At 62.9% G+C, this 20653-nt stretch carries 24 protein-coding genes and 3 tRNA genes; 22 read left to right on the top strand and 5 right to left on the bottom strand.

Going from position 1 to position 20653, the window contains the following annotated elements; translation table 11 throughout:
* The first annotated feature begins 13 nt into the window (after positions 1–13).
* Genes LPQ25_RS04610 through cobT form a run of 19 tightly spaced genes read left to right on the top strand, consistent with a single transcriptional unit; the run spans position 14 to position 15782 of the window.
* On the top strand, positions 14–1390 hold the full coding sequence (locus tag LPQ25_RS04610) for a cobyrinate a,c-diamide synthase (protein WP_234599500.1): 1377 nt from the start codon (positions 14–16) through the stop codon (positions 1388–1390).
* Positions 1387–2346, top strand: a complete 960-nt coding sequence (gene cbiB / locus LPQ25_RS04615) for an adenosylcobinamide-phosphate synthase CbiB (RefSeq protein ID WP_014906992.1) — start codon at positions 1387–1389, stop codon at positions 2344–2346. The genes LPQ25_RS04610 and cbiB overlap by 4 nt, the downstream gene beginning before the upstream one ends.
* A 10-nt stretch (positions 2347–2356) precedes the next feature.
* Positions 2357–2992, top strand: a complete 636-nt coding sequence (locus tag LPQ25_RS04620; RefSeq protein WP_002915711.1) for a cobalt-precorrin-8 methylmutase — start codon at positions 2357–2359, stop codon at positions 2990–2992.
* Complete coding sequence (gene cbiD / locus LPQ25_RS04625; protein WP_014906993.1) at positions 2989–4128, top strand: cobalt-precorrin-5B (C(1))-methyltransferase CbiD; 1140 nt, start codon at positions 2989–2991, stop codon at positions 4126–4128. Before LPQ25_RS04620 ends, cbiD begins: the two co-directional genes overlap by 4 nt.
* Positions 4122–4727 (top strand): cobalt-precorrin-7 (C(5))-methyltransferase, encoded by a 606-nt coding sequence (locus LPQ25_RS04630; protein WP_004174583.1) that lies wholly within the window; start codon positions 4122–4124, stop codon positions 4725–4727. Before cbiD ends, LPQ25_RS04630 begins: the two co-directional genes overlap by 7 nt.
* Positions 4717–5286, top strand: a complete 570-nt coding sequence (locus tag LPQ25_RS04635; RefSeq protein ID WP_002915684.1) for a decarboxylating cobalt-precorrin-6B (C(15))-methyltransferase — start codon at positions 4717–4719, stop codon at positions 5284–5286. The genes LPQ25_RS04630 and LPQ25_RS04635 overlap by 11 nt, the downstream gene beginning before the upstream one ends.
* Complete coding sequence (locus tag LPQ25_RS04640; RefSeq protein ID WP_004149602.1) at positions 5279–6052, top strand: cobalt-precorrin-4 methyltransferase; 774 nt, start codon at positions 5279–5281, stop codon at positions 6050–6052. The genes LPQ25_RS04635 and LPQ25_RS04640 overlap by 8 nt, the downstream gene beginning before the upstream one ends.
* Entirely contained in the window at positions 6033–7088 is a 1056-nt protein-coding gene (cbiG, locus tag LPQ25_RS04645) for a cobalt-precorrin 5A hydrolase (protein WP_004174586.1), read from the top strand. Before LPQ25_RS04640 ends, cbiG begins: the two co-directional genes overlap by 20 nt.
* Positions 7088–7813, top strand: a complete 726-nt coding sequence (locus LPQ25_RS04650) for a precorrin-3B C(17)-methyltransferase (protein ID WP_014906994.1) — start codon at positions 7088–7090, stop codon at positions 7811–7813. Before cbiG ends, LPQ25_RS04650 begins: the two co-directional genes overlap by 1 nt.
* Complete coding sequence (locus LPQ25_RS04655) at positions 7810–8595, top strand: cobalt-precorrin-6A reductase (protein WP_014906995.1); 786 nt, start codon at positions 7810–7812, stop codon at positions 8593–8595. Before LPQ25_RS04650 ends, LPQ25_RS04655 begins: the two co-directional genes overlap by 4 nt.
* Before the next feature lie 10 nt (positions 8596–8605).
* Positions 8606–9400, top strand: a complete 795-nt coding sequence (cbiK, locus tag LPQ25_RS04660; RefSeq protein ID WP_014906996.1) for a sirohydrochlorin cobaltochelatase — start codon at positions 8606–8608, stop codon at positions 9398–9400.
* Entirely contained in the window at positions 9397–10107 is a 711-nt protein-coding gene (locus tag LPQ25_RS04665) for a cobalt-factor II C(20)-methyltransferase (protein WP_014906997.1), read from the top strand. Before cbiK ends, LPQ25_RS04665 begins: the two co-directional genes overlap by 4 nt.
* Positions 10107–10844 (top strand): cobalt ECF transporter S component CbiM, encoded by a 738-nt coding sequence (cbiM, locus tag LPQ25_RS04670; RefSeq protein ID WP_002915621.1) that lies wholly within the window; start codon positions 10107–10109, stop codon positions 10842–10844. The genes LPQ25_RS04665 and cbiM overlap by 1 nt, the downstream gene beginning before the upstream one ends.
* A 1-nt stretch (position 10845) precedes the next feature.
* A complete protein-coding gene (locus LPQ25_RS04675; RefSeq protein WP_002915619.1) occupies positions 10846–11127 on the top strand; it encodes an energy-coupling factor ABC transporter substrate-binding protein in 282 nt (93 codons plus the stop codon).
* Positions 11114–11791 (top strand): energy-coupling factor ABC transporter transmembrane protein, encoded by a 678-nt coding sequence (locus LPQ25_RS04680; protein ID WP_014906998.1) that lies wholly within the window; start codon positions 11114–11116, stop codon positions 11789–11791. The genes LPQ25_RS04675 and LPQ25_RS04680 overlap by 14 nt, the downstream gene beginning before the upstream one ends.
* Before the next feature lie 8 nt (positions 11792–11799).
* A complete protein-coding gene (locus tag LPQ25_RS04685; protein WP_004174593.1) occupies positions 11800–12624 on the top strand; it encodes an energy-coupling factor ABC transporter ATP-binding protein in 825 nt (274 codons plus the stop codon).
* On the top strand, positions 12621–14144 hold the full coding sequence (locus LPQ25_RS04690) for a cobyric acid synthase (protein ID WP_014906999.1): 1524 nt from the start codon (positions 12621–12623) through the stop codon (positions 14142–14144). The genes LPQ25_RS04685 and LPQ25_RS04690 overlap by 4 nt, the downstream gene beginning before the upstream one ends.
* Complete coding sequence (cobU, locus tag LPQ25_RS04695) at positions 14138–14683, top strand: bifunctional adenosylcobinamide kinase/adenosylcobinamide-phosphate guanylyltransferase (protein WP_014907000.1); 546 nt, start codon at positions 14138–14140, stop codon at positions 14681–14683. Before LPQ25_RS04690 ends, cobU begins: the two co-directional genes overlap by 7 nt.
* Positions 14684–14726: 43 nt before the next feature.
* Complete coding sequence (gene cobT, locus LPQ25_RS04700; protein ID WP_014907001.1) at positions 14727–15782, top strand: nicotinate-nucleotide--dimethylbenzimidazole phosphoribosyltransferase; 1056 nt, start codon at positions 14727–14729, stop codon at positions 15780–15782.
* Positions 15783–15877: 95 nt separating this feature from the next.
* Here the strand turns inward: cobT and LPQ25_RS04705 are convergent.
* The 3 genes from LPQ25_RS04705 to LPQ25_RS04715 form a co-directional block, all read right to left on the bottom strand.
* Positions 15878–15954, bottom strand: a tRNA-Met gene (locus tag LPQ25_RS04705).
* Positions 15955–15986: 32 nt separating this feature from the next.
* Positions 15987–16061 (bottom strand) — tRNA-Met (locus LPQ25_RS04710).
* A gap of 33 nt (positions 16062–16094) precedes the next feature.
* Positions 16095–16171, bottom strand: a tRNA-Met gene (locus LPQ25_RS04715).
* Positions 16172–16381: 210 nt separating this feature from the next.
* On the opposite strand from LPQ25_RS04715, the gene mltA reads away from it, so the two are divergent.
* On the top strand, positions 16382–17479 hold the full coding sequence (gene mltA, locus LPQ25_RS04720) for a murein transglycosylase A (protein ID WP_002915579.1): 1098 nt from the start codon (positions 16382–16384) through the stop codon (positions 17477–17479).
* Positions 17480–17566: 87 nt separating this feature from the next.
* Entirely contained in the window at positions 17567–18388 is an 822-nt protein-coding gene (gene tcdA, locus LPQ25_RS04725; protein ID WP_004174602.1) for a tRNA cyclic N6-threonylcarbamoyladenosine(37) synthase TcdA, read from the top strand.
* Positions 18389–18430: 42 nt separating this feature from the next.
* Here tcdA and csdE read toward each other — a convergent pair whose 3' ends face one another.
* Positions 18431–18862 carry a cysteine desulfurase sulfur acceptor subunit CsdE gene (csdE, locus tag LPQ25_RS04730; RefSeq protein ID WP_004142894.1) on the bottom strand — a complete coding sequence of 144 codons (432 nt, stop codon included), beginning with the start codon at positions 18860–18862 and terminating at the stop codon, positions 18431–18433.
* Positions 18862–20067 (bottom strand): cysteine desulfurase CsdA, encoded by a 1206-nt coding sequence (gene csdA / locus LPQ25_RS04735; protein WP_014907002.1) that lies wholly within the window; start codon positions 20065–20067, stop codon positions 18862–18864. The genes csdE and csdA overlap by 1 nt, the downstream gene beginning before the upstream one ends.
* Before the next feature lie 197 nt (positions 20068–20264).
* On the opposite strand from csdA, the gene LPQ25_RS04740 reads away from it, so the two are divergent.
* The gene (locus LPQ25_RS04740) at positions 20265–20489 is read left to right on the top strand and encodes a YgdI/YgdR family lipoprotein (protein WP_002915549.1); all 225 of its coding nucleotides are present in this window, start codon (positions 20265–20267) and stop codon (positions 20487–20489) included.
* Positions 20490–20653 lie beyond the last annotated feature (164 nt).

Below are 20653 nucleotides of genomic sequence, written 5' to 3' on the forward strand. Positions count from 1 at the left end.
AACAGGACAGGGTATGGCAACCAGGCGTGCGTTCATTCTTGCGGGTACCGGCAGCGGTTGTGGCAAAACCACCGTTACGCTCGGCCTGCTCAGCTTGCTCCAACAGCGCGGTATGCGGGTGCAACCCTGTAAAGTCGGGCCTGACTACCTGGATACCGCCTGGCACACCGCCATCAGTGGCATCGCTTCCCGCAATCTCGACAGCTTTATGCTTCCCGCCCCGATACTCAACGCGCTGTTTACCGAACAGCTACAGCAGGCCGACATCGCGGTTATCGAAGGGGTGATGGGCCTGTATGACGGCTACGGCATCGACCCTAACTACTGCAGCAGCGCGGCAATGGCTAAGCAGCTTGGCTGCCCGGTGATTTTGCTGGTGGATGGCAAAGCGGTGTCGACCTCCATCGCCGCCACGGTGATGGGTTTTCAACATTTTGATCCGGCTCTCGACATCGCTGGCGTTATCGTCAATCGGGTCAACAGCGACGCGCACTTCCAGCTGCTGAAAAGCGCCATTGAGCGCTACTGTCGGGTGCCAGTGCTCGGCTATGTGCCGCGCGTGGAAGGCGTGGCGCTGCCCGAACGACATCTGGGGCTGGTGACCGCCCGCGAGTCGGTGGTCACTCAGCAGGCATGGTGGGATTTTGCCAGCCTGCTGGGGCGCACCCTCGATATAGACCGGCTGCTGGCCCTCAGCGAACTGGCCGCCATGCCGATCGGCGAGTGGGGAGAACAGCTTGCCGCCGATGCCGGCGAAGGACTGACGCTGGCCCTCGCCGACGATGAGGCCTTCAATTTTTATTACCCCGATAACCTGGCGCTGCTGGCGCGCTGCGGCGTGAAGATGGTGCGCTTTAGCCCGCTGCGCGATCGCCAGCTGCCGGCCTGCCAGATGATCTGGCTCGGCGGCGGCTATCCGGAGCTGCATGCGGCCGGGCTATCCGCTAACCACGAGATGCTGACACAGCTTCGCGCGGCGCACCGGCGCGGGGTGGCGATCTACGCCGAGTGCGGCGGCCTGATGTACCTGGGCACGACCCTGGAAGTCACCAGCGGCGAGCGCTACACGATGGCGGATATTATTCCCGGACACAGCCGAATGGGGACGCGTCTGACCCGGTTCGGCTACTGCGAAGCGCAGGCGCAGCAGCAGACGCTGCTGGCAGCCCCTGGCGAGTGGCTGCGCGGCCATGAATTTCATTACTCCGATTTTTCTCCCGCCACTCCCGTCGTACTGGCCTGCCGTAAACAGCGAGACGGTAAGACGCTCCAGCAGTGGCAGGGAGGATGGCAGTCCGGCAGCGCCTTTGCGAGCTATCTCCATGTCCATTTTGCCCAGCGCCCGACCATGCTCAACCACTGGCTGCAGGCAGCAAGGAGGGCGCTATGACCCTTCTCGCCTGGTGTGTAGCCTGGATACTTGATGTCGTCATTGGCGATCCGCCGCACTGGCCGCATCCGGTGCGCTGGATAGGTCGCCTGATCGCCGTCAGCCAGCGTGTAGTGCGACGCATCTGCCATAGCGACCGGGCGCTGCGCATCGGCGGCGGGGTGATGTGGCTGGTGGTTATCGGCCTGACATGGGGCGTGGCCTGGGGCGTACTGGCGCTGGCGCACGGGATCCACCCCTGGCTTGGATGGCTGGTGGAAGTGTGGATGATCTTCACCGCGCTGGCGGGACGCTGTCTGGCACAGTCGGCGATGGCGGTGGCCCGGCCGCTGCAGGCCGGAGATCTCGCCGAAAGCCGGCATAAGCTCTCCTGGATTGTCGGGCGCGATACCTCTCAGCTCCAGCCAGCGCAGATCAACCGTGCGGTGGTGGAGACCGTGGCGGAGAACACGGTGGATGGCATTATCGCGCCGCTCTTTTTCCTGCTCCTCGGCGGCGCGCCGCTGGCCATGGCCTATAAAGCGGTCAACACCCTCGATTCCATGGTCGGCTATAAACACGAAAAATACCGGGCGATCGGCATGGTCAGCGCTCGTCTTGATGATGTAGCCAACTTCCTTCCCGCCCGGCTGAGCTGGCTGCTGCTCAGCCTTGCCGCGGTGCTATGCCGGGAAGATGGCGCCCGGGCGCTGCGTACGGGCTGGCGCGATCGCTATCAGCACAGCAGTCCTAACTGCGCCTGGCCGGAAGCGACCGTCGCCGGCGCGCTGGGGATCCGCCTTGGCGGCCCGAACGATTACTTCGGCCAGCGCGTTGAAAAGCCCTGGATAGGCGACGCCGTCCGCGACATCGCGGTGGACGATATTTCCCGAACCATTCGATTAATGTGGGTGGCGTCAAGCCTGGCGCTGGCGCTGTTTATCGGCGTGCGCTACTGGCTGGTCGGCGCGGCCTGAGGAGAACCTGATGCAGTACATCCAACAACCGCAGGCGATCGAGGCGAAAAGCTTCGACATCATCAGCGAGATCATCGCCGAAACGCGACCGGACTACCGTTTCGCCAGCCCGCTGCACGAGGCGATTATCAAGCGGGTGATCCACACCACCGCTGACTTCGACTGGCTGGATATTCTGTGGTTTTCTCCGGATGCCCTGATCGCGCTGAGTGAGGCCTTGAGCAGGCCCTGCACGCTGTATACCGATACCACCATGGCGCTGTCCGGGATCAACAAAACCCTGCTGGCCCGCTTTGGCGGCGAATGCCGCTGCTATATCAGCGACCCGCGGGTGGTGCGCGAGGCGCAAAGCCGGGGGATGACCCGCTCGATGGCGGCGGTGGATATTGCGGTGCAGGAGCCCGGGGAGAAAGTGTTCGTCTTCGGCAATGCGCCAACCGCGCTGTTTCGCCTGCTGGAACATCGCGAGACCGCCATCGGCGGCGTGGTGGGGGTGCCGGTCGGGTTCGTCGGCGCGGCGGAGTCGAAAGCGGCGCTCAGCGAGAGCGGCCTGCCGGCCATCGCCGCGCTCGGCCGCAAAGGGGGAAGCAACGTGGCGGCAGCGATTGTGAACGCTCTGCTTTACCACCTGCGGGAGGCGCAATGAGCGATCAGACCTTTGACGCCCCGGTGTGGCATCACGGCAAAGCGCTGCGCAAGGGCTACACCACCGGCTCCTGCGCCACAGCGGCGGCAAAAGTGGCGGCGCTGATGGTGATGCGCCAGCATCTGATTCATCAGGTCTCGATCGTCACCCCCTCCGGCGTCACCCTGTGCCTGAACGTTGAGTCCCCGCACGTCGAAGGGCAGCAGGCGGTCGCCGCGATCCGTAAAGACGGCGGCGATGATGTCGACGCCACCCACGGCATGCTGATTTTTGCCCGGGTCACCCTCAATGACAGCGGAGAGATTAGCCTGCAGGGCGGGGAGGGTATCGGCACGGTGACCCGCAAAGGGATCGGCCTGCCGACAGGCAGCCCGGCGATAAACCGCACTCCGCGACACACCATCGAGACCGCCGTGCGCGAAGCGATAGGTCCTACCCGCGGCGCGCAGGTGGAGATTTTTGCTCCGGAAGGCGTACTTCGCGCGCAAAAAACCTATAACGCCCGGCTGGGGATCCTCGGCGGCATCTCGATTATCGGCACCACGGGGATCGTTACCCCGATGTCGGAAGAGAGCTGGAAGCGCTCGCTCTCCCTCGAGCTGGAGATAAAACGCGCCGCCGGGCTGGAGCGCGTGGTGCTGGTGCCGGGCAACCACGGTGAGCGCTTTGTCCGCGAGCAGATGGGCATCGACCCGCAGATGGTGGTCACCATGAGCAACTTCGTCGGCTACATGATTGAAGAGGCGGTTCGGCTCGGTTTCCGCCAGATTGTGCTCATTGGCCATCCCGGCAAACTGATCAAAATCGCCGCCGGGATCTTTCATACCCATAGCCATATCGCCGATGCGCGGATGGAAACTCTCGTCGCTCATCTGGCGCTGCTTGGCGCGCCGCTGCCGCTGCTGACGCTGGTCAGCGAGTGCGACACTACCGAAGCGGCAATGGAGCATATCGACGCCTGGGGATACCAGCGCCTCTATAACCATCTGGCTGAGCGAATCTGCCAGCGTGTTCTTGAGACGCTGCGCTTCACTCAGCAACCGCCCACCTGCGACGCGGTTCTGTTTTCTTTTGATAACCAGGTATTGGGCAGCAGCCGTCCGCTGGAGGCGATTGCCCGGGAGCTGACATGTTGACGGTCGTGGGAATGGGCCCGGCGGGGCTGCAGTGGCTGATCCCGGCCGCGCGCGAGGCAATCGCCGCCGCTGAGGCGTTGGTGGGCGGCAGCCGCCATCTCCAGCAGTTTCCCGACTTCGCCGGCGAGCGCTTCGCGCTGGGGGCCGATATGCCGGCGCTGCTGGCGTGGATTGAGGCCCGTACCGGGCGCCGCGTCGTGGTGCTGGCCTCTGGCGATCCGCTGTTCTATGGCATTGGCACCCGGCTGATTGCCCATTTTGGCCGGGAACGAGTGCAGGTGATCCCCGGCATCAGCGCGGTGCAGTACCTCTGCGCCCGGGCGGGCATCGACATGAACGATATGTGGCTGACCAGCAGCCATGGCCGGGCGGTGAGCTTCGATGCTCTGGCCGCCCACCGGAAAGTCGCCATGGTGACCGACGGCCGCTGCGGACCGCGGGAGATAGCCGCCCAGCTGATGGCCCGCGGCAAAGGCCATCGCTGGATGGTGATAGGCGAGAACCTGGCGATGGAAAACGAGCGGATCCACTGGCTGCCGGTCAGCGCCGTGGAGGACGAATATGAGATGAATGCGGTGGTGATCCTCGATGAAAGATGAGCTGTTTTTGCGCGGCGCCCAGGTGCCGATGACCAAAGAGGCCGTGCGCGCGCTGGCGCTGGCGAAGCTGGAGCTGCACCGGGCGCGCCATCTGATTGATATCGGCGCGGGCACCGGCAGCGTCAGCATTGAGGCTGCTCTACAGAACCCGGCGCTGCGGGTGACGGCGATTGAGCGTCAGGCCGACGCGCTGCGCCTGCTGGCGGAGAACCGGCAGCGCTTTGGCTGCGACAACATCGCTATCGTGGCGGGCGTTGCGCCGCTGGCGGTCGCCGACAAAGCCGACGCGATCTTTATGGGGGGCAGCGGCGGCCACCTGACGGCGCTGATCGACTGGTCGCTGGCGCAGCTGCATCCTGGCGGCCGGCTGGTGATGACTTTTATTTTGCAGGAAAACCTTCATAGCGCCCTGGCGCACCTGCGGCAGAGCGGCATCCACGAGGTGGACTGCCAGCAGCTGGCGGTCTCCACCCTGGCTACCCTGGGTAGCGGCCACTACTTCAAACCCCATAATCCCGTTTTTGTCATCGCCTGTCAGAAGGAAGAAAACCATGGCTGAGACTTTTGATCCCCATTGCGTGTGGTTCGTCGGCGCCGGTCCGGGCGATCGCGAACTGATTACTCTCAAAGGCTACCGTCTGCTACAGCAGGCGCAGGTAGTGATCTACGCCGGGTCGCTGATCAACACCGAGCTACTGGCCTACTGTCCGCCACAGGCGGAGTGCCACGACAGCGCCGCGCTGCATCTGGAGCAGATCCTCGACCTGATGGAGGCGGGGGTGAAGGCGGGAAAAACGGTGGTGCGTCTGCAGACGGGCGACGTCTCGCTATATGGCTCGGTGCGCGAGCAGGGCGAAGAGCTGACCCGCCGCGGGATCCGCTGGCAGGTGGTGCCGGGCGTCAGCGCTTTCCTCGGCGCGGCGGCGGAGCTGGGGGTGGAGTACACGGTACCCGAAGTCTCGCAGAGTCTGATTATTACCCGTCTGGAAGGGCGCACACCGGTTCCCGCGCGCGAACAGCTGGAAGCCTTTGCCAGCCATCAAACCTCGATGGCGATTTACCTGTCGGTGCAACGTATTCACCGGGTGGCGGAGCGGCTGGTGGAGGGCGGCTACCCCGCGACCACCCCGGTCGCGGTGATCTACAAGGCCACCTGGCCGGAAAGCCAGACCGTCCGCGGTACCCTCGCGGACATCGGCGACAAAGTACGCGACGCCGGGATCCGCAAAACGGCGCTGATCCTGGTCGGCCCCTTCCTCGGCGATGAGTATCACTACTCAAAACTGTACGCAGCGGATTTTAGCCATGAATACCGTAAAGCCTGAATCCATTGCCCTGTTTTGCCTGACGCCCGGCGGCGTGCGGCTGGCAAAACGGCTGGCGGCCATGCTGCCGCTTACCTGTTACACCAGCGAAGCGCTGCAGGAAGAGGGGTTTATCCCCTTCAACGGCGGCTTTGCCAGCGCTGCCCGCGAGGCGTTCAGCAGCTTCTCGGCGCTGATTTTTATCGGCGCCACCGGGATTGCCGTGCGGGTGCTGGCCCCGCTGGTGAATGACAAGCTCAGCGACCCGGCGGTGGTGGTGATTGATGAGCGCGCCCGGCACGTCATCAGCTTGCTCTCCGGCCATGCCGGGGGGGCCAATGCGCTGACCCGCTATCTCGCCGGGATGCTCGACGCCGACCCGGTGATCACCACCGCCACCGACGTCAACGAGCTGGCCGCCCTCGACACGCTGGCCTTCCAGCTGAACGCCCGGATGACCGATTTTCGCGCGGCGGTGAAAACCGTTAACCAGATGCTGGTGAGCGGTAAGCGGGTGGGGCTGTGGTGCGACGGCGAATTTACCGGGGCGCTAAGCCGCTGCGACCGGCGCGGGTTTATCCCGGTAAGCGACCTGGCGCGCTTGCCGGCGCTCGACGCCCTGATCTGCGTCACCCTGCGCCGGTCGCTGCCGCCGCTGCCGGTGCCTCACTGGAAGCTGGTGCCCCAGCGGGTGGTGGCGGGGATCGGCTGTCGGCGCGACACCCCCTGCGCGCTGCTCAGTACGTTGCTGGATCGCCAGCTTGCCGCTCAGCGTCTTGACCCGCTGGCGCTGAAAGCGATCGGCAGCGTGAGCCTGAAGGCAAACGAGCCGGGGTTGCGCCAGCTGGCTCACCGCTGCCGGGTGCCGTTCGAAACCTTTAGCGCCGAGGCGCTGCGCGAGCACGAGCACCGCTTTCCGGCCTCGTCTTTTGTCCGGGAGACGGTCGGCGTCGGCAGCGTCTCCGGCCCGGTGGCCTGGCTGCTGAGTCAGGGAAACCTGTCCGGCGAAACCCTGCGTGAGCAGGGCGTGACCATTACTTTGGGAGTAACACACTGATGTTAAGCGTAATCGGAATTGGCCCTGGCTCGCAGGCGATGATGACCATGGAAGCCGTGGAGGCCCTGCAGGCGGCAGAGATCGTGGTGGGCTACAAGACCTACACCCACCTGGTAAAAGCCTTTACCGGCGACAAGCAGGTGATCAAAACCGGCATGTGCAAAGAGATTGAGCGCTGCCAGGCGGCCATCAAGCTGGCGCAGGCCGGGCACAACGTTGCGCTGATCAGCAGCGGCGACGCCGGCATCTACGGCATGGCGGGGCTGGTGCTGGAGCTGGTTAATAAGCAGCAGCTGGACATTGAGGTCCGCCTGATCCCAGGGATGACGGCCAGTATCGCCGCCGCCTCGCTGCTCGGCGCGCCGCTGATGCATGATTTCTGCCATATCAGCCTTAGCGATCTGCTGACGCCCTGGCCGGTGATTGAAAAACGCATAGTCGCCGCCGGGGAAGCGGACTTCGTTATCTGTTTCTACAACCCCCGCAGCCGCGGCCGCGAAGGACATCTGGCGCGCGCCTTTGCGCTGCTGGCGGCCAGTAAAAGCGCAGATACGCCGGTCGGCGTAGTCAAATCCGCCGGACGCAAAAAGCAGGAGAAATGGCTGACCACCCTCGGGGAGATGGATTTTGCCCCAGTGGATATGACCAGTCTGGTGATCGTTGGCAACAAAGCGACTTACATCGACAACGGCCTGATGATCACCCCGCGAGGCTACGCGCTGTGAATCACGGCGACGTGCTGGTTATCGGGGGCACCAGCGATGCGCGGGCGATCTGCCAGCAGCTGGACGCCGCCGACGTGCGCTACACCCTGTCGGTGGCGACCCCTACCGGCGAGCGGCTGGCCGGCGATATCCGCGGGCAGATACGCTGCGGGCGAATGGAGTGGCAGCAGATGGCGGAGTGGCTCAGAGCGCAGCGCACCCGCTGGGTGATCGATGCCTCTCACCCCTACGCCGAGGTGGTCAGCCAGAATATTGTGCGCGCCTGCGCTAGCGTCGGGGTTCTGCTCAGCCGCTATCAAAGGCCGGAGCAGCTGAGCGATCTGCGCCATCCGCTACTTCACGTGGTCGGCGATCTGAACGAGGCCTGCGCGGTGGCTCGTCGCTTCGGCGAGCGGATCCTGCTGACCACCGGCAGCAAAGATCTGGCGGCCTGGCGGGCGGGACTGGCGGAGAAAACGCTGCTCGCCCGGGTGCTGCCGGTGCCGGAGGTGGTTCAGCACTGTAGCGATCTGGGGTTTGGCGTCGGGGAGATCTTTGCCCTCTGCGGGCCGTTCAGCGCCGAATTTAACGCCGCCTTTTATCGCCAGTGCCGGGCCGATGTTGTGGTGACGAAAGCCTCGGGGGCGGAAGGAGGCTATCAGGAAAAAGTACAACCCTGTCTTGATGCGGGGATCCCCTGCATCGTCATTACCCGTCCGGCGCCGCTGGTGACGGGCGATGAACTACTGCAAAGCCAGGCCGATTTCACTGCGCGGCTGACGCGCTGGCTGTCGGCGACTTGAGGAAGAGGATATGAAAAAAGCACTTCTGGTGGTGAGCTTTGGCACCAGCTATCACGACACCCGCGAAAAGAACATCGACGCCTGCGAGCGCGATCTGGCCGCCAGCTGCCCGGACCGCACGCTGTTCCGCGCCTTCACCTCGGGGATGATTATTCGCAAACTGCAGCAGCGCGATGGTATTCATATCGATACTCCGCTGCAGGCTCTGCAAAAGCTGGCCGAGCAGGGATACCAGGATGTGGCTGTCCAGTCCCTGCACATTATCAACGGCGACGAGTACGAGAAGATCGTTCGCGAAGTGCAGAGTATGCGCCCGCGCTTTCAGCGTCTGACGCTGGGCGCGCCGCTGTTGAGCGGTCATGGCGATTATGTGCAGCTGATGCAGGCCCTGCGCCAGCAGATGCCGCCGCTGGCGGCGACGGAGCGAGTGGTGTTTATGGGGCACGGCGCCAGCCACCACGCCTTCGCGGCCTACGCCTGTCTGGATCATATGATGGCGGTGCAGGGTTTTCCGGCGCGGGTGGGGGCGGTGGAAAGCTATCCCGAAGTGGACATCGTCATTAACGAACTCTCCCGCCAGGGCGTGACCGGCGTGCATCTGATGCCGCTGATGCTGGTGGCCGGCGATCATGCCATTAATGATATGGCCTCCGACGAAGACGATTCGTGGAAAACCCGCTTTAATGCCGCCGGTATTCCTGCCACGCCGTGGCTGAACGGGTTAGGGGAAAATCCGGCGGTGCGGGCAATGTTTGTTGCCCATCTGCAGCAGGCGCTGAATAACGCGATGGAGAAAGCAGCATGAGCGGCAAACTCTACGCCCTGAGCACCGGGCCGGGGGCGGCCGATCTGATCACCGTGCGTGCGGCGCGGATCCTCGGCCAGCTGGATGTGCTGTATGCGCCAGCCGGCCGCAAAGGCGGCGACAGCCTCGCGCTCTCCATCGTGCGCGAGTACCTTGGCGCACACACGGAGGTCCGCTGCTGCCATTTTCCGATGAGCGCCGACAGCGCGGAAAAAGAGGCGGTGTGGAACGACGTTACCGCGGCGCTGGCCCAGGAGGTGGCGGCGGGCAGGCAGGTCGGATTTATCACCCTCGGCGACGCCATGTTGTTCAGCACCTGGGTCTTTCTGCTGCAGCGGATTGGCTGCCCGGACTGGCTGGAGATTGTCCCTGGCGTTACCTCCTTCGCCGCCATTGCCGCGCGGGCGAAAACCCCGCTGGCTATGGAGCAGCAGTCGCTGGCGGTGATCTCCTGTACCGCGCCGGAAGCGGACATTGCCGCGGCGCTGCGCCAGCATGACAGTCTGGTGCTGATGAAAGTCTACGGCCGCTTTGCCCGCATTAAGGCGCTGCTGGCGCAGGCGGGGCTGCTGGATGCGGCGCTGATGATGTCAGAGGCCACCCTGCCGGGCGAGCAGTGCTGGCGCCGTCTGCGCGAGGTCAGCGATGACCAGCCGCTGCCCTATTTCTCGACCATCCTGGTTAACAAACAATGGGAGGAGGCGTAATGAATCAGGTGAAATCGCTGAAGCAGCTTTCGTATGGGGGGCTGGCGGCCGCTGTTCTGCTGATCATCGTCCCGCAGGAGGCGTTCGCCATGCATATCATGGAGGGCTTTTTGCCGCCGATGTGGGCGCTGGCGTGGTGGCTGCTGTTTTTACCCTGCCTGTGGTACGGCCTGGTGCGCCTGCGGCGTATCGTTCAGGAAGAGAGCAATCAGAAGGTGCTGCTGGCCCTCTGCGGGGCGTTTATTTTTGTTCTTTCGGCGCTGAAGATCCCGTCGGTGACCGGCAGCTGCTCGCATCCGACCGGCGTCGGTCTGGCGGTGATCCTCTTCGGGCCGGGCGTGGTGGCGGTGCTGGGGGCGATCGTTCTGCTGTTCCAGGCGCTGCTGCTGGCGCATGGCGGCCTGACCACCCTTGGCGCCAACGGGATGTCGATGGCGGTGATCGGCCCGATGGTCGGCTATCTGGTGTGGAAGCTGGCCTGTCGGGCGGGGATCCGTCGCGATGTCGGGGTCTTTCTCTGCGCCATGCTGGCGGATCTGATGACCTACTTTGTCACCTCCGTCCAGCTCGGGGTGGCCTTTCCCGATCCGGCAACCGGGGCAGGTGGATCGATCGCCAAGTTTATGGGCATCTTCTGCCTGACGCAGATCCCGATAGCCATCGCGGAAGGCTTGCTCACCGTGATGATCTACGATCAGCTAACCAAACGGCGACTGATCGCCGCGGAGGCACATTAATATGAAAAAGACCCTGATCCTGTTGGCGATGGTGGCCGCCCTGATGATCCTGCCATTTTTTATTAACCACGGCGGCGAGTTTGGCGGCTCGGACGGCGAAGCGGAGAGCCAGATCCAGGTGGTGGCGCCGGATTATCAACCCTGGTTCCAGCCGCTATATGAACCGGCGAGCGGCGAGATTGAGAGCCTGCTGTTTACCCTGCAGGGCTCGCTGGGCGCGGCGGTGATTTTTTACATTCTCGGATATGCGAGGGGCAGACAGCGCCGTGATGACCGGGTTTGACCGACTCAGCTACCAGAGCCGCTGGTTGCAGGTGGCGCCAGAGCGTAAGTTTCTGCTCTGGCTACTGCTGATGGTGCTGGCCTTTACGCTGCCGGCGTGGGGCCAGGCGCTGACGCTGGCGCTGACCGCCGCGCTGACCTGCTGGCTGCTGCGGGTCTCATTCTGGCGCTGGTGCCGCTGGATGGCGCTACCCTTTGGCTTTTTGCTGGTCGGCGTGCTGACCATTCTGTTCAGCGTCAGCCGCGACCCGCAGATGCTGTTAGCGAGCTTTCGGCTGGGCGCTTTCTCGATAGGGATTTCCGCCCCGGGGCTGGCCGTGGCCGGGGAGACCTTCTGGCGCAGCCTGGCGGCGATGGCGGCGACGCTCTGGCTGGTGCTTAATCTGCCTTTCCCGCAGTTGATTATTTTACTCAAGCGCGGTCGCGTACCGCGGCTGTTGACGGAGCAGATCCTGCTGACCTGGCGCTTCATTTTTATTCTGTTAGACGAGGCGATGGCGATTCACCGCGCGCAAACCCTGCGTTTTGGCTATGGTAGCGTGCCGCAGGGCTATCGCTCGCTGGCGATGCTGGTGGGACTGCTGTTCACCCGCGTCCTCCTGCGCTATCAGCAGATGAGCACGGCGCTGGATATCAAATTGTACCAGGGTGATTTTCACCTCTAAGGATAAGTATGCTTGCCACAACCGATCTCTGGTTTCGCTATCAGGATGAGCCGGTACTTAAAGGGCTGACGCTGGATTTTTCCCGCCATGCGGTGACCGGCCTGGTGGGGGCCAACGGCTGCGGAAAGTCGACGCTGTTTATGAACCTGAGCGGCCTGCTGCGCCCGCAGCAGGGGGCGGTGCTGTGGCAGGGAGAGGCGCTGAATTACAGCAAGCGCGGTCTGCTGGCGCTGCGCCAGCAGGTGGCGACGGTGTTTCAGGATCCGGATCAGCAAATCTTCTATACCGATATCGACAGCGATATCGCTTTTAGTCTGCGTAACCTCGGGGTGGCGGAAGAGGAGATCGCCCGCCGGGTGGATGAGGCGTTGACCCTCGTCGATGCCCTGGGGTTTCGCCAGCAGCCGATCCAGTGCCTCAGCCATGGGCAGAAAAAACGGGTGGCAATCGCCGGGGCGCTGGTGCTGCAGGCGCGCTACCTGCTGCTTGACGAGCCCACCGCGGGCCTCGATCCACGCGGGCGGGCGCAGATGATCGCCATCATCCGCCGCATTGTCGGGCAGGGGCGGCGGGTGGTGATCTCCAGCCACGATATCGATCTGATCTATGAGGTGAGCGACGCCGTTTACGTGCTGCGTCACGGCGAAGTACTGGCCGCGGGGGATCCCGGCGAGGTATTTGCCTGCGCGGAGACGATGGACAGGGCGGGATTGACGCAGCCGTGGCTGGTGAAACTTCATAGCGAACTGGGGCTGCCGCTGTGTAAAACCGAGGCGGAGTTTTTTCAGCGGATGCACAACAACGCGATAGGCGCGATAAAGGAGGCGTCATGACGCTGGCAGTGATGTTGCAGGGCACGGCTTCCGACGTGGGGAAAAGCGTACTGGTGGCGGGACTGTGCCGCATTTTTCATCAGGATGGGCTGCGTACCGCGCCGTTTAAATCACAGAATATGGCGCTGAACTCCGGCATTACGCCGGATGGCAAAGAGATGGGCCGGGCGCAGATTTTCCAGGCCGAAGCGGCCGGGATTGCGCCGGATGTCCGCATGAATCCGGTTTTGCTCAAGCCCACCAGCGACCGTCAGGCGCAGGTGGTCCTGATGGGGCAGGTGGCGACCAGCATGGACGCGGTGAGCTATCACCAGTACAAGCCGCGCCTGCGCGAGCAGATCCTCGCGGTCTACCAGAGCCTGGCCGGAGAGTATGAGGCGCTGGTGCTGGAAGGCGCCGGCAGTCCGGCGGAGATTAACCTGCGCGACCGCGATATCGTCAATATGGGCATGGCCGAGATGGCGCAATGCCCGGTGATCCTGGTGGCCGATATCGACCGCGGCGGGGTGTTTGCCGCGATTTACGGCACGCTGGCGCTGCTGCAGCCTCAGGAGCGGGCGCGGGTGAAAGGGGTGATTATCAATAAATTCCGCGGCGATGTGGCGCTCCTGCGCTCCGGGATAGAGCAGATCGAGGCGTTGACCGGGGTGCCGGTGCTGGGCGTTATGCCGTGGCTTGATGTGGATCTGGAGGATGAGGACGGCGTCGCGCTGCAGGCCGGGAAATACCATCGCACCGACCGGCGCGATATCGACATCGCCGTGGTTCACCTGCCGCATATCGCCAATTTTACCGACTTTAACGCCCTGGCGGCACAGCCAGACGTCCGGGTGCGCTATGTCCGCGATCCGCAGGCGCTGGCCGACGCCGACCTGGTCATTCTCCCGGGCAGTAAAAATACCCTCGGCGATCTGTGCTGGCTGCGCGAGAGCGGCATGGCGCACGCGGTCGAGCAGGCCCGGCAGCGCAAGGTGCCGCTGCTGGGGATCTGCGGCGGCTATCAGATGCTGGGCGAAACCATTATCGATGAGGTGGAGTCTGGCCTTGGCGCCCAGCCCGGGCTGGGGGTGCTGAAGACCGTGACCCACTTCGCCCAGCACAAAACCACCACCCAGGTGCAGGCGACCCTGGGGTCTGCGCTCCCGGAATGGTTAGCCGACGCGGCGGGGCTGGGCGTCAGTGGCTATGAAATTCATATGGGCGAGACGCGCCGCGAGGCAGGCTGCCCGCCGCTGCTGCAGCTGCATAAAGCGGGGCAGGCAGTGGACGACGGGGCGATAAGCGACGACGGCCTGGCGTTCGGCACCTATCTCCATGGCCTGTTCGACAGCGATGCCTTTACCCGGGCGCTGCTCAACGGCCTGCGCCAGCGCAAAGGGCTGGCGCCGCTGGACAGCGCCCTGGAGTATGCCCGCTATAAAACCCGCCAGTTTGATCGGCTGGCCGAGGCCATGCGCGAACATATCGCCATCGATAAAATTTACGCCATCATGCGCCAACATCAGGAGCCCCTATGCTGACTCTGGTTACCGGCGGCGCGCGCAGCGGCAAAAGTCGCCATGCCGAGGCGCTGATTGCCGATGCGCCGCAGGTGTTATATATCGCCACCTCGCAAATCTTTGACGACGAGATGGCCGCAAGGATCCAGCATCATCGCGAAGGCAGGCCCGCCCACTGGCGCACCGCCGAGCGCTGGCAGCAGCTTGATGAACTGATCACCCCGGCTATCGCCCCAGAGGAGGCGATTTTGCTGGAATGCATCACCACCATGGTCACCAACCTGCTGTTCGCGCTCGGCGGCGACAGCGACCCCGACGGCTGGGATTACGCCGCCATGGAACGGGCTATTGATGACGAAATTGGCGTGCTGATTGCCGCCTGTCAGCGCTGTCCGGCGCACGTCGTGCTGGTGACCAACGAGGTGGGGATGGGCATTGTGCCGGAGAACCGCCTGGCGCGGCATTTTCGCGATATCGCCGGGCGGGTCAATCAGCGCCTGGCGGCCGCGGCGGATGCGGTCTGGCTGGTGGTCTCCGGCATCGGCGTCAAAATCAAATAACTCAATCGCTGGCTGACCGGGCCAGCCCTGGCAGGGATTCTGTATGCAAAATTTAAACGCGGTTCTGCGGGCGATCCCCGCGCCGGACGCCGACGCCATGGCGCGGGCACAGCAACACATCGACGGCTTACTCAAGCCCCCCGGCAGCCTCGGGCGTCTGGAGGCGCTGGCGGTGCAGCTGGCGGGAATGCCCGGCCTGGGCGGCCAGCCGCAGGTGGCGAAAAAGGCCTTGCTGGTGATGTGCGCCGACCATGGAGTGTGGGACGAAGGGGTGGCGATTTCGCCGAAGGCGGTCACCGCCATCCAGGCGGCAAATATGACCCGCGGCACCACCGGCGTCTGCGTGCTCGCCGCCCAGGCCGGGGCGAAAGTGCATGTAATTGATGTCGGTATCGATAGCGAACCGCTCCCCGGCGTGGTGAATATGCGGGTGGCGCGGGGCTGCGGCAATATTGCCCGCGGTCCGGCGATGAGCCGTGAGCAGGGGCAGGAGCTGTTGCTGGAGGTGATGCGCTACACCCGCGCGCTGGCCCAGGAGGGCGTTACCCTGTTTGGCGTCGGCGAACTGGGGATGGCCAATACCACGCCGGCGGCAGCGATCGTCAGCGTCCTGACCGGCAGCGATGCGCAGGAGGTGGTCGGGATTGGCGCCAATCTGCCGCTGGCGAAGGTTGGCAACAAGGTGGAGGTGGTGCGGCGGGCTATCGCCGTCAATCAGCCCGACCCGAATGATGGCCTCGACGTACTGAGCAAAGTCGGTGGTTTCGATCTGCTGGGGATGACCGGTGTCATGCTGGGGGCGGCGTCCTGTGGGCTGCCGGTGGTGCTGGATGGCTTTCTCTCCTACGCGGCGGCGCTGGCGGCGTGTCAGATAGCGCCGGAGGTGAAACCGTATCTGATCCCGTCCCACTATTCGGCGGAGAAGGGGGCGCGTATCGCGTTGGCGCACCTGGGTCTCGAACCGTATCTCAATATGGGCATGCGTCTGGGAGAAGGCAGCGGCGCGGCGCTGGCGATGCCGATCGTCGAGGCGGCCTGCGCGATGTACCATCGCATGGGCATGCTGGCGGCAAGCAATATTGTGTTACCGAAGGGGTAAGCAGGAGATGGGGGCGGCAATGGCCGTTCCCGTTTTCGGCAGAGGTTTTGCCGGCGGCAGAAACAAAAAAACACCCTTGGGGGTGTTTGTAATGTTGGTTGCGGGGGCCGGATTTGAACCGACGACCTTCGGGTTATGAGCCCGACGAGCTACCAGGCTGCTCCACCCCGCGTCACCGTACTGCTTCACTTTGTCAAATTTGATTGGTTGCGGGGCCGGATTTGAACCGACGACCTTCGGGTTATGAGCCCGACGAGCTACCAGGCTGCTCCACCCGCGTCACCGTACTGCTTTACTTCATCAAATTTTAATTGGTTGCGGGGGCCGGATTTGAACCGACGACCTTCGGGTTATGAGCCCGACGAGCTACCAGGCTGCTCCACCCCGCGTCCGTGGAAGCGCACTATACTCCGCTAGCGAGATGATGCAACCTTTTTTCGACCAAATCGACATTTTTGTAAGAATTGGCTTATAAAACGCCACGTTGTGGTGTTTTTTTACACAAATCTGTGCCATCGATGAGATCGCGCATTTCAATAGCTCCGGCGCTTTGTTATCTTCAACACGCACTAAGGCTTCGCAGCAAAAGATGAGACACCATGAAAGGACGTTGGGCAAAATATGTAGCGACGGGGGCAATGCTGGCCATGCTCGCCGCCTGTTCCTCAAAACCGACCGACCGCGGTCAGCAATATAGCGATGGCAAGTTCACCCAGCCGTTTTCACTGGTAAACCAGCCGGATGCCGTCGGGGCACCGATCAACGCCGGCGACTTCTCCGAGCAGGTTAATCAAATTCGTAACGCCTCGCCACGCCTCTATAATAGCCAGAGCAACGTCTATAACGCGCTGCAGGAGTGGCTGCGCGCCGGCGGCGACACCCGTACGCTGCGCCAGTTTGGCATCGACGCCTGGCAGATGCAGGGCGTCGACAACTATGGCAACGTCCAGTTTACCGGCTACTACACGCCGGTGGTGCAGGCGCGCCACACCCGTCAGGGCGAATTCCAGTACCCCATTTACCGTATGCCGCCAAAGCGCGGTAAGCTGCCTTCCCGCGCCAGCATCTATGCCGGCGCGCTGAGCGATAACTATGTGCTGGCGTATAGCAACTCGTTGATGGATAACTTCATCATGGACGTGCAGGGCAGCGGCTATATCGACTTTGGCGATGGTTCGCCGCTCAACTTCTTTAGCTATGCCGGGAAAAACGGCTGGCCCTATCGCAGCATCGGCAAAGTGCTAATCGACCGCGGGGAAGTGAAGAAAGAAGATATGTCGATGCAGGCGATCCGCGAGTGGGGTGAGAAGCACAGCGAAGCGGAAGTGCGTGAGCTGCTGGAGCAGAACCCGTCGTTCGTGTTCTTTAAACCGCAGTCTTTCGCGCCGGTGAAAGGGGCCAGCGCTGTGCCGCTGATCGGCCGCGCCTCGGTGGCCTCCGACCGGTCGATTATTCCGCCAGGAACCACCTTGCTGGCCGAGGTGCCTCTGCTGGATAATAACGGCAAGTTTAACGGCCAGTACGAACTGCGCCTGATGGTCGCCCTCGACGTCGGCGGGGCCATCAAAGGCCAGCATTTCGACATCTATCAGGGCATTGGGCCTGACGCAGGCCACCGTGCCGGCTGGTATAACCACTACGGCCGCGTATGGGTGCTGAAAAACGCCCCGGGCGCGGGGAATGTTTTTAGCGGCTAACTCCCCTGGCCATGCCTGTTGACCAGGGCGCCCGGATGACGCCGTTTACGGCGGCCTCCGGGCGCTGTCATTTTGTTCTGAGGTTCTATGTCTGTTGTAATCAGCGATGCCTGGCGCCAGCGTTTTGGCGGTACGGCACGTTTATATGGTGAAAAAGCGCTGCAATGTTTTGCCGACGCCCACGTCTGCGTGGTCGGGATCGGCGGGGTCGGCTCCTGGGCGGCGGAAGCGCTGGCGCGGACCGGCATCGGGGCGATCACCCTTATCGATATGGACGATGTCTGCGTCACCAACACCAATCGTCAGATCCACGCCCTCAGCGGCAACGTCGGGCTGGCGAAAGCGGAGGTGATGGCGGAGCGTATTCGTCTCATCAACCCGGAGTGTCGGGTGACGGTGGTGGATGATTTCGTGACCCCGGAAAACGTGGCGGAATATCTTGGCGTCGGCTTTAGCTATGTTATCGACGCGATCGATAGCGTCCGGCCGAAAGCGGCGCTTATCGCCTGGTGTCGCCGCTACAAGGTGCCGCTGGTGACTACCGGCGGGGCGGGTGGTCAGATTGACCCAACGCAGATCCAGGTCGCTGACCTGGCGAAGACCATCCAGGATCCGCTGGCGGCCAAACTGCGCGAGCGGCTGAAAAGCCAGTTTGGGGTGGTGAAAAACAGCAAAGGTAAGCTCGGTGTAGACTGCGTCTTCTCTACGGAAGCGCTGGTCTACCCGCAGGCGGACGGCAGCGTCTGCGCAATGAAGAGCACGGCGGAAGGGCCGAAGCGGATGGACTGCGCTTCCGGCTTTGGCGCGGCGACGATGGTGACCGCGACCTTCGGCTTCGTCGCGGTGTCGCATGCCCTGAAGAAGATGCTGGCGAAAGCGCAGCGTGACGCTGCGGCTGCCGGAAAGTAGTTTGCCCACCGGGCGCGGCGGCGGGAAAGCGAAATCGTGAGATTACCTTTCGCGGGCGGCGGCGAGCACCGCCTCGCTCAGGGCGCTGAGGCCCTGGCTGCGCGAGGCGCTGAGCTGGCCGCGCAGCCCCAGCTCGTCGAACAGCGCCAGCGGATCCTGCGCCAGGATCCCGGCGCGGGTTTTTCCTTCCACGGCGGTTAAAAGTACCGCCAGCAGACCGCGCACAATCCTTCCTTCGCTGTCGCCAAAGAAGTGCAGCCTGCCCTCGGCGTCCTCCTCATAGCCCAGCCAGACGCGGTTCTCACAGCCGGCAATCTCATGGGCCTGCGCTTTGCGCTCGTCGGTCAGCGTCGGCAGCTTTTTGCCCAATAAAATCAGCTGACGGTATTTATCCTCCCACTGGTTCAGCGGGGCGAAGATCTGGCGCAGCGTAGCGTCGGTAATGGTTGTGCCGAAGGGGTGCAGAGTTGTCATTAATCCACCAGAATTTCCAGGGCGCGATCCACCGCGTGGACCAGCGCCGCAACATCGTCTTGGGTATTGTAGGGGGCGAAAGAGGCCCGCAGGGTGCCGCTGACCCCTAAGGCCGCCAGCAGCGGCTGGGCGCAGTGTTGCCCGGCGCGCAGGGCAATGCCGGACTCCGCCAGCAGCGTCACCAGATCGCTGTGATGAATACCCTCAAATTCAAAGGCCAGCAGGCTTGACTGCTGGCAGCGGAAAGAGCGGAAGCCCGGCCGTTTCGCCAGTTCCTCTTCCGCCAGGCTCGCCAGACTGCGGCTCCAGTTTTCCGCCTGGCCGATATCGCTCTGCGCCAGCCACTCCAGCGCGGCGCTGAGGCCGATAACCCCGGCGACATTCGGCGTACCGGCCTCGAGGCCATAGGGGGCCGGCTGCGGCGTAAAGCCGTCAAAGCTGACCTCGGCGATCATTTTCCCGCCGCCGAGCCAGGGCGACATCGCTGCCAGCAGCTCGCTTTTGCCGTACAGGGCGCCGATCCCGGTCGGGCCATACAGCTTATGGCCGGAAAAGGCGTAAAAATCGATATCCAGCGCCTGCACGTCAGCGGGGAAATGCACCGCCCCCTGGGCGCCATCAACCATCACCACCATCCCGGCGGCGTGGGCAAGGCGGATAGCCTGCGCCAGGTCCGGGCAGCCGCCGGTGACGTTGGACATCTGGCCGATGGCCAGCACCCGGCTGCGCGGGGTAATCAGCGCGCTGAGGCTGGCGATATCTGGCAGGCGGTCGGCGCCAAGCGGCAGTTTGACCACTCTGGCGCCGGTCTGCGCGGCCACCATCAGCCAGGGCACGAGGTTGGCATGATGCTCGGCTTCGCTAACGATAATTTCATCGCCAGGCTGCAGGCGCGGCCGGACGTAGCTTTGCGCCACCATATTGATGGCCTCGGTGGTCCCCCGCGTCCAGACGATATCTTTGCCGGAAGGGGCGTTAAGCCACGCCGCCACGCGATCGCGGGCCGCCTCGTAGCGCTCGGTCAGCCGCTGGGCGGCGGCGAACTGGCTGCGATGGACATTGCCGGCGCTCAGGCGATAAAACTGGTCGCTGGCGTCGATCACCGCCAGCGGTTTGAGCGCTGTCGCCGCGCTGTCGAGATAGACGCCGGCATCGGCCAGAGACGGAAACTGCGCGCGAAAGTGCGCCGGGTTGAATGCGTTCATGGAATTCCTCGTATCAATACCGCGATCGTCGCGCAATTTGCCGGGCGTGACAAGGTCTCTGCGTCCTGTGGAATTGTCCGAATGTGACTCCACGTCGGTCAAAGAGGGTTATGCTGAAAAGTGTTGGGTTTGTGTTTTAACCTATTACTTAACGAGTTACGAATAGTATAAATAGCCGTAAGGAGAGAAGAATGAAAATGACTAAGGCCGCTGCGATTATCTCTGCCTGTATGCTGACTTTAGGCCTGAGCGCCTGTTCCTCTAACTATGTGATGCATACCAACGATGGGCGGACCATCGTTACCGACGGGAAACCGCAAACCGATAATGACACTGGCATGATCTCGTATAAAGACGCGTGGGGCAACAAACAGCAGATCAATCGTTCTGACGTGAAACAACTGGGTGAACTGGACGAGTAAGGCAGTAAAAAGGCAAAAAAAAGCACCGCGCGTTGCGGTGCTACATTAAATCACTATGGACAGACAGGGTAAATGTACAGGAAGTGAAAAGGGGTAGCTTTGCTACCAGGGTCTGCAAAAACAGACCAATTGCAAACACAACAACACAACATCACAACCGTAAG

Origin of the sequence: Klebsiella sp. KPN54798 (assembly GCF_021184225.1) — a bacterium.
Taxonomy (GTDB): Bacteria; Pseudomonadota; Gammaproteobacteria; order Enterobacterales; family Enterobacteriaceae; genus Klebsiella; species Klebsiella pneumoniae.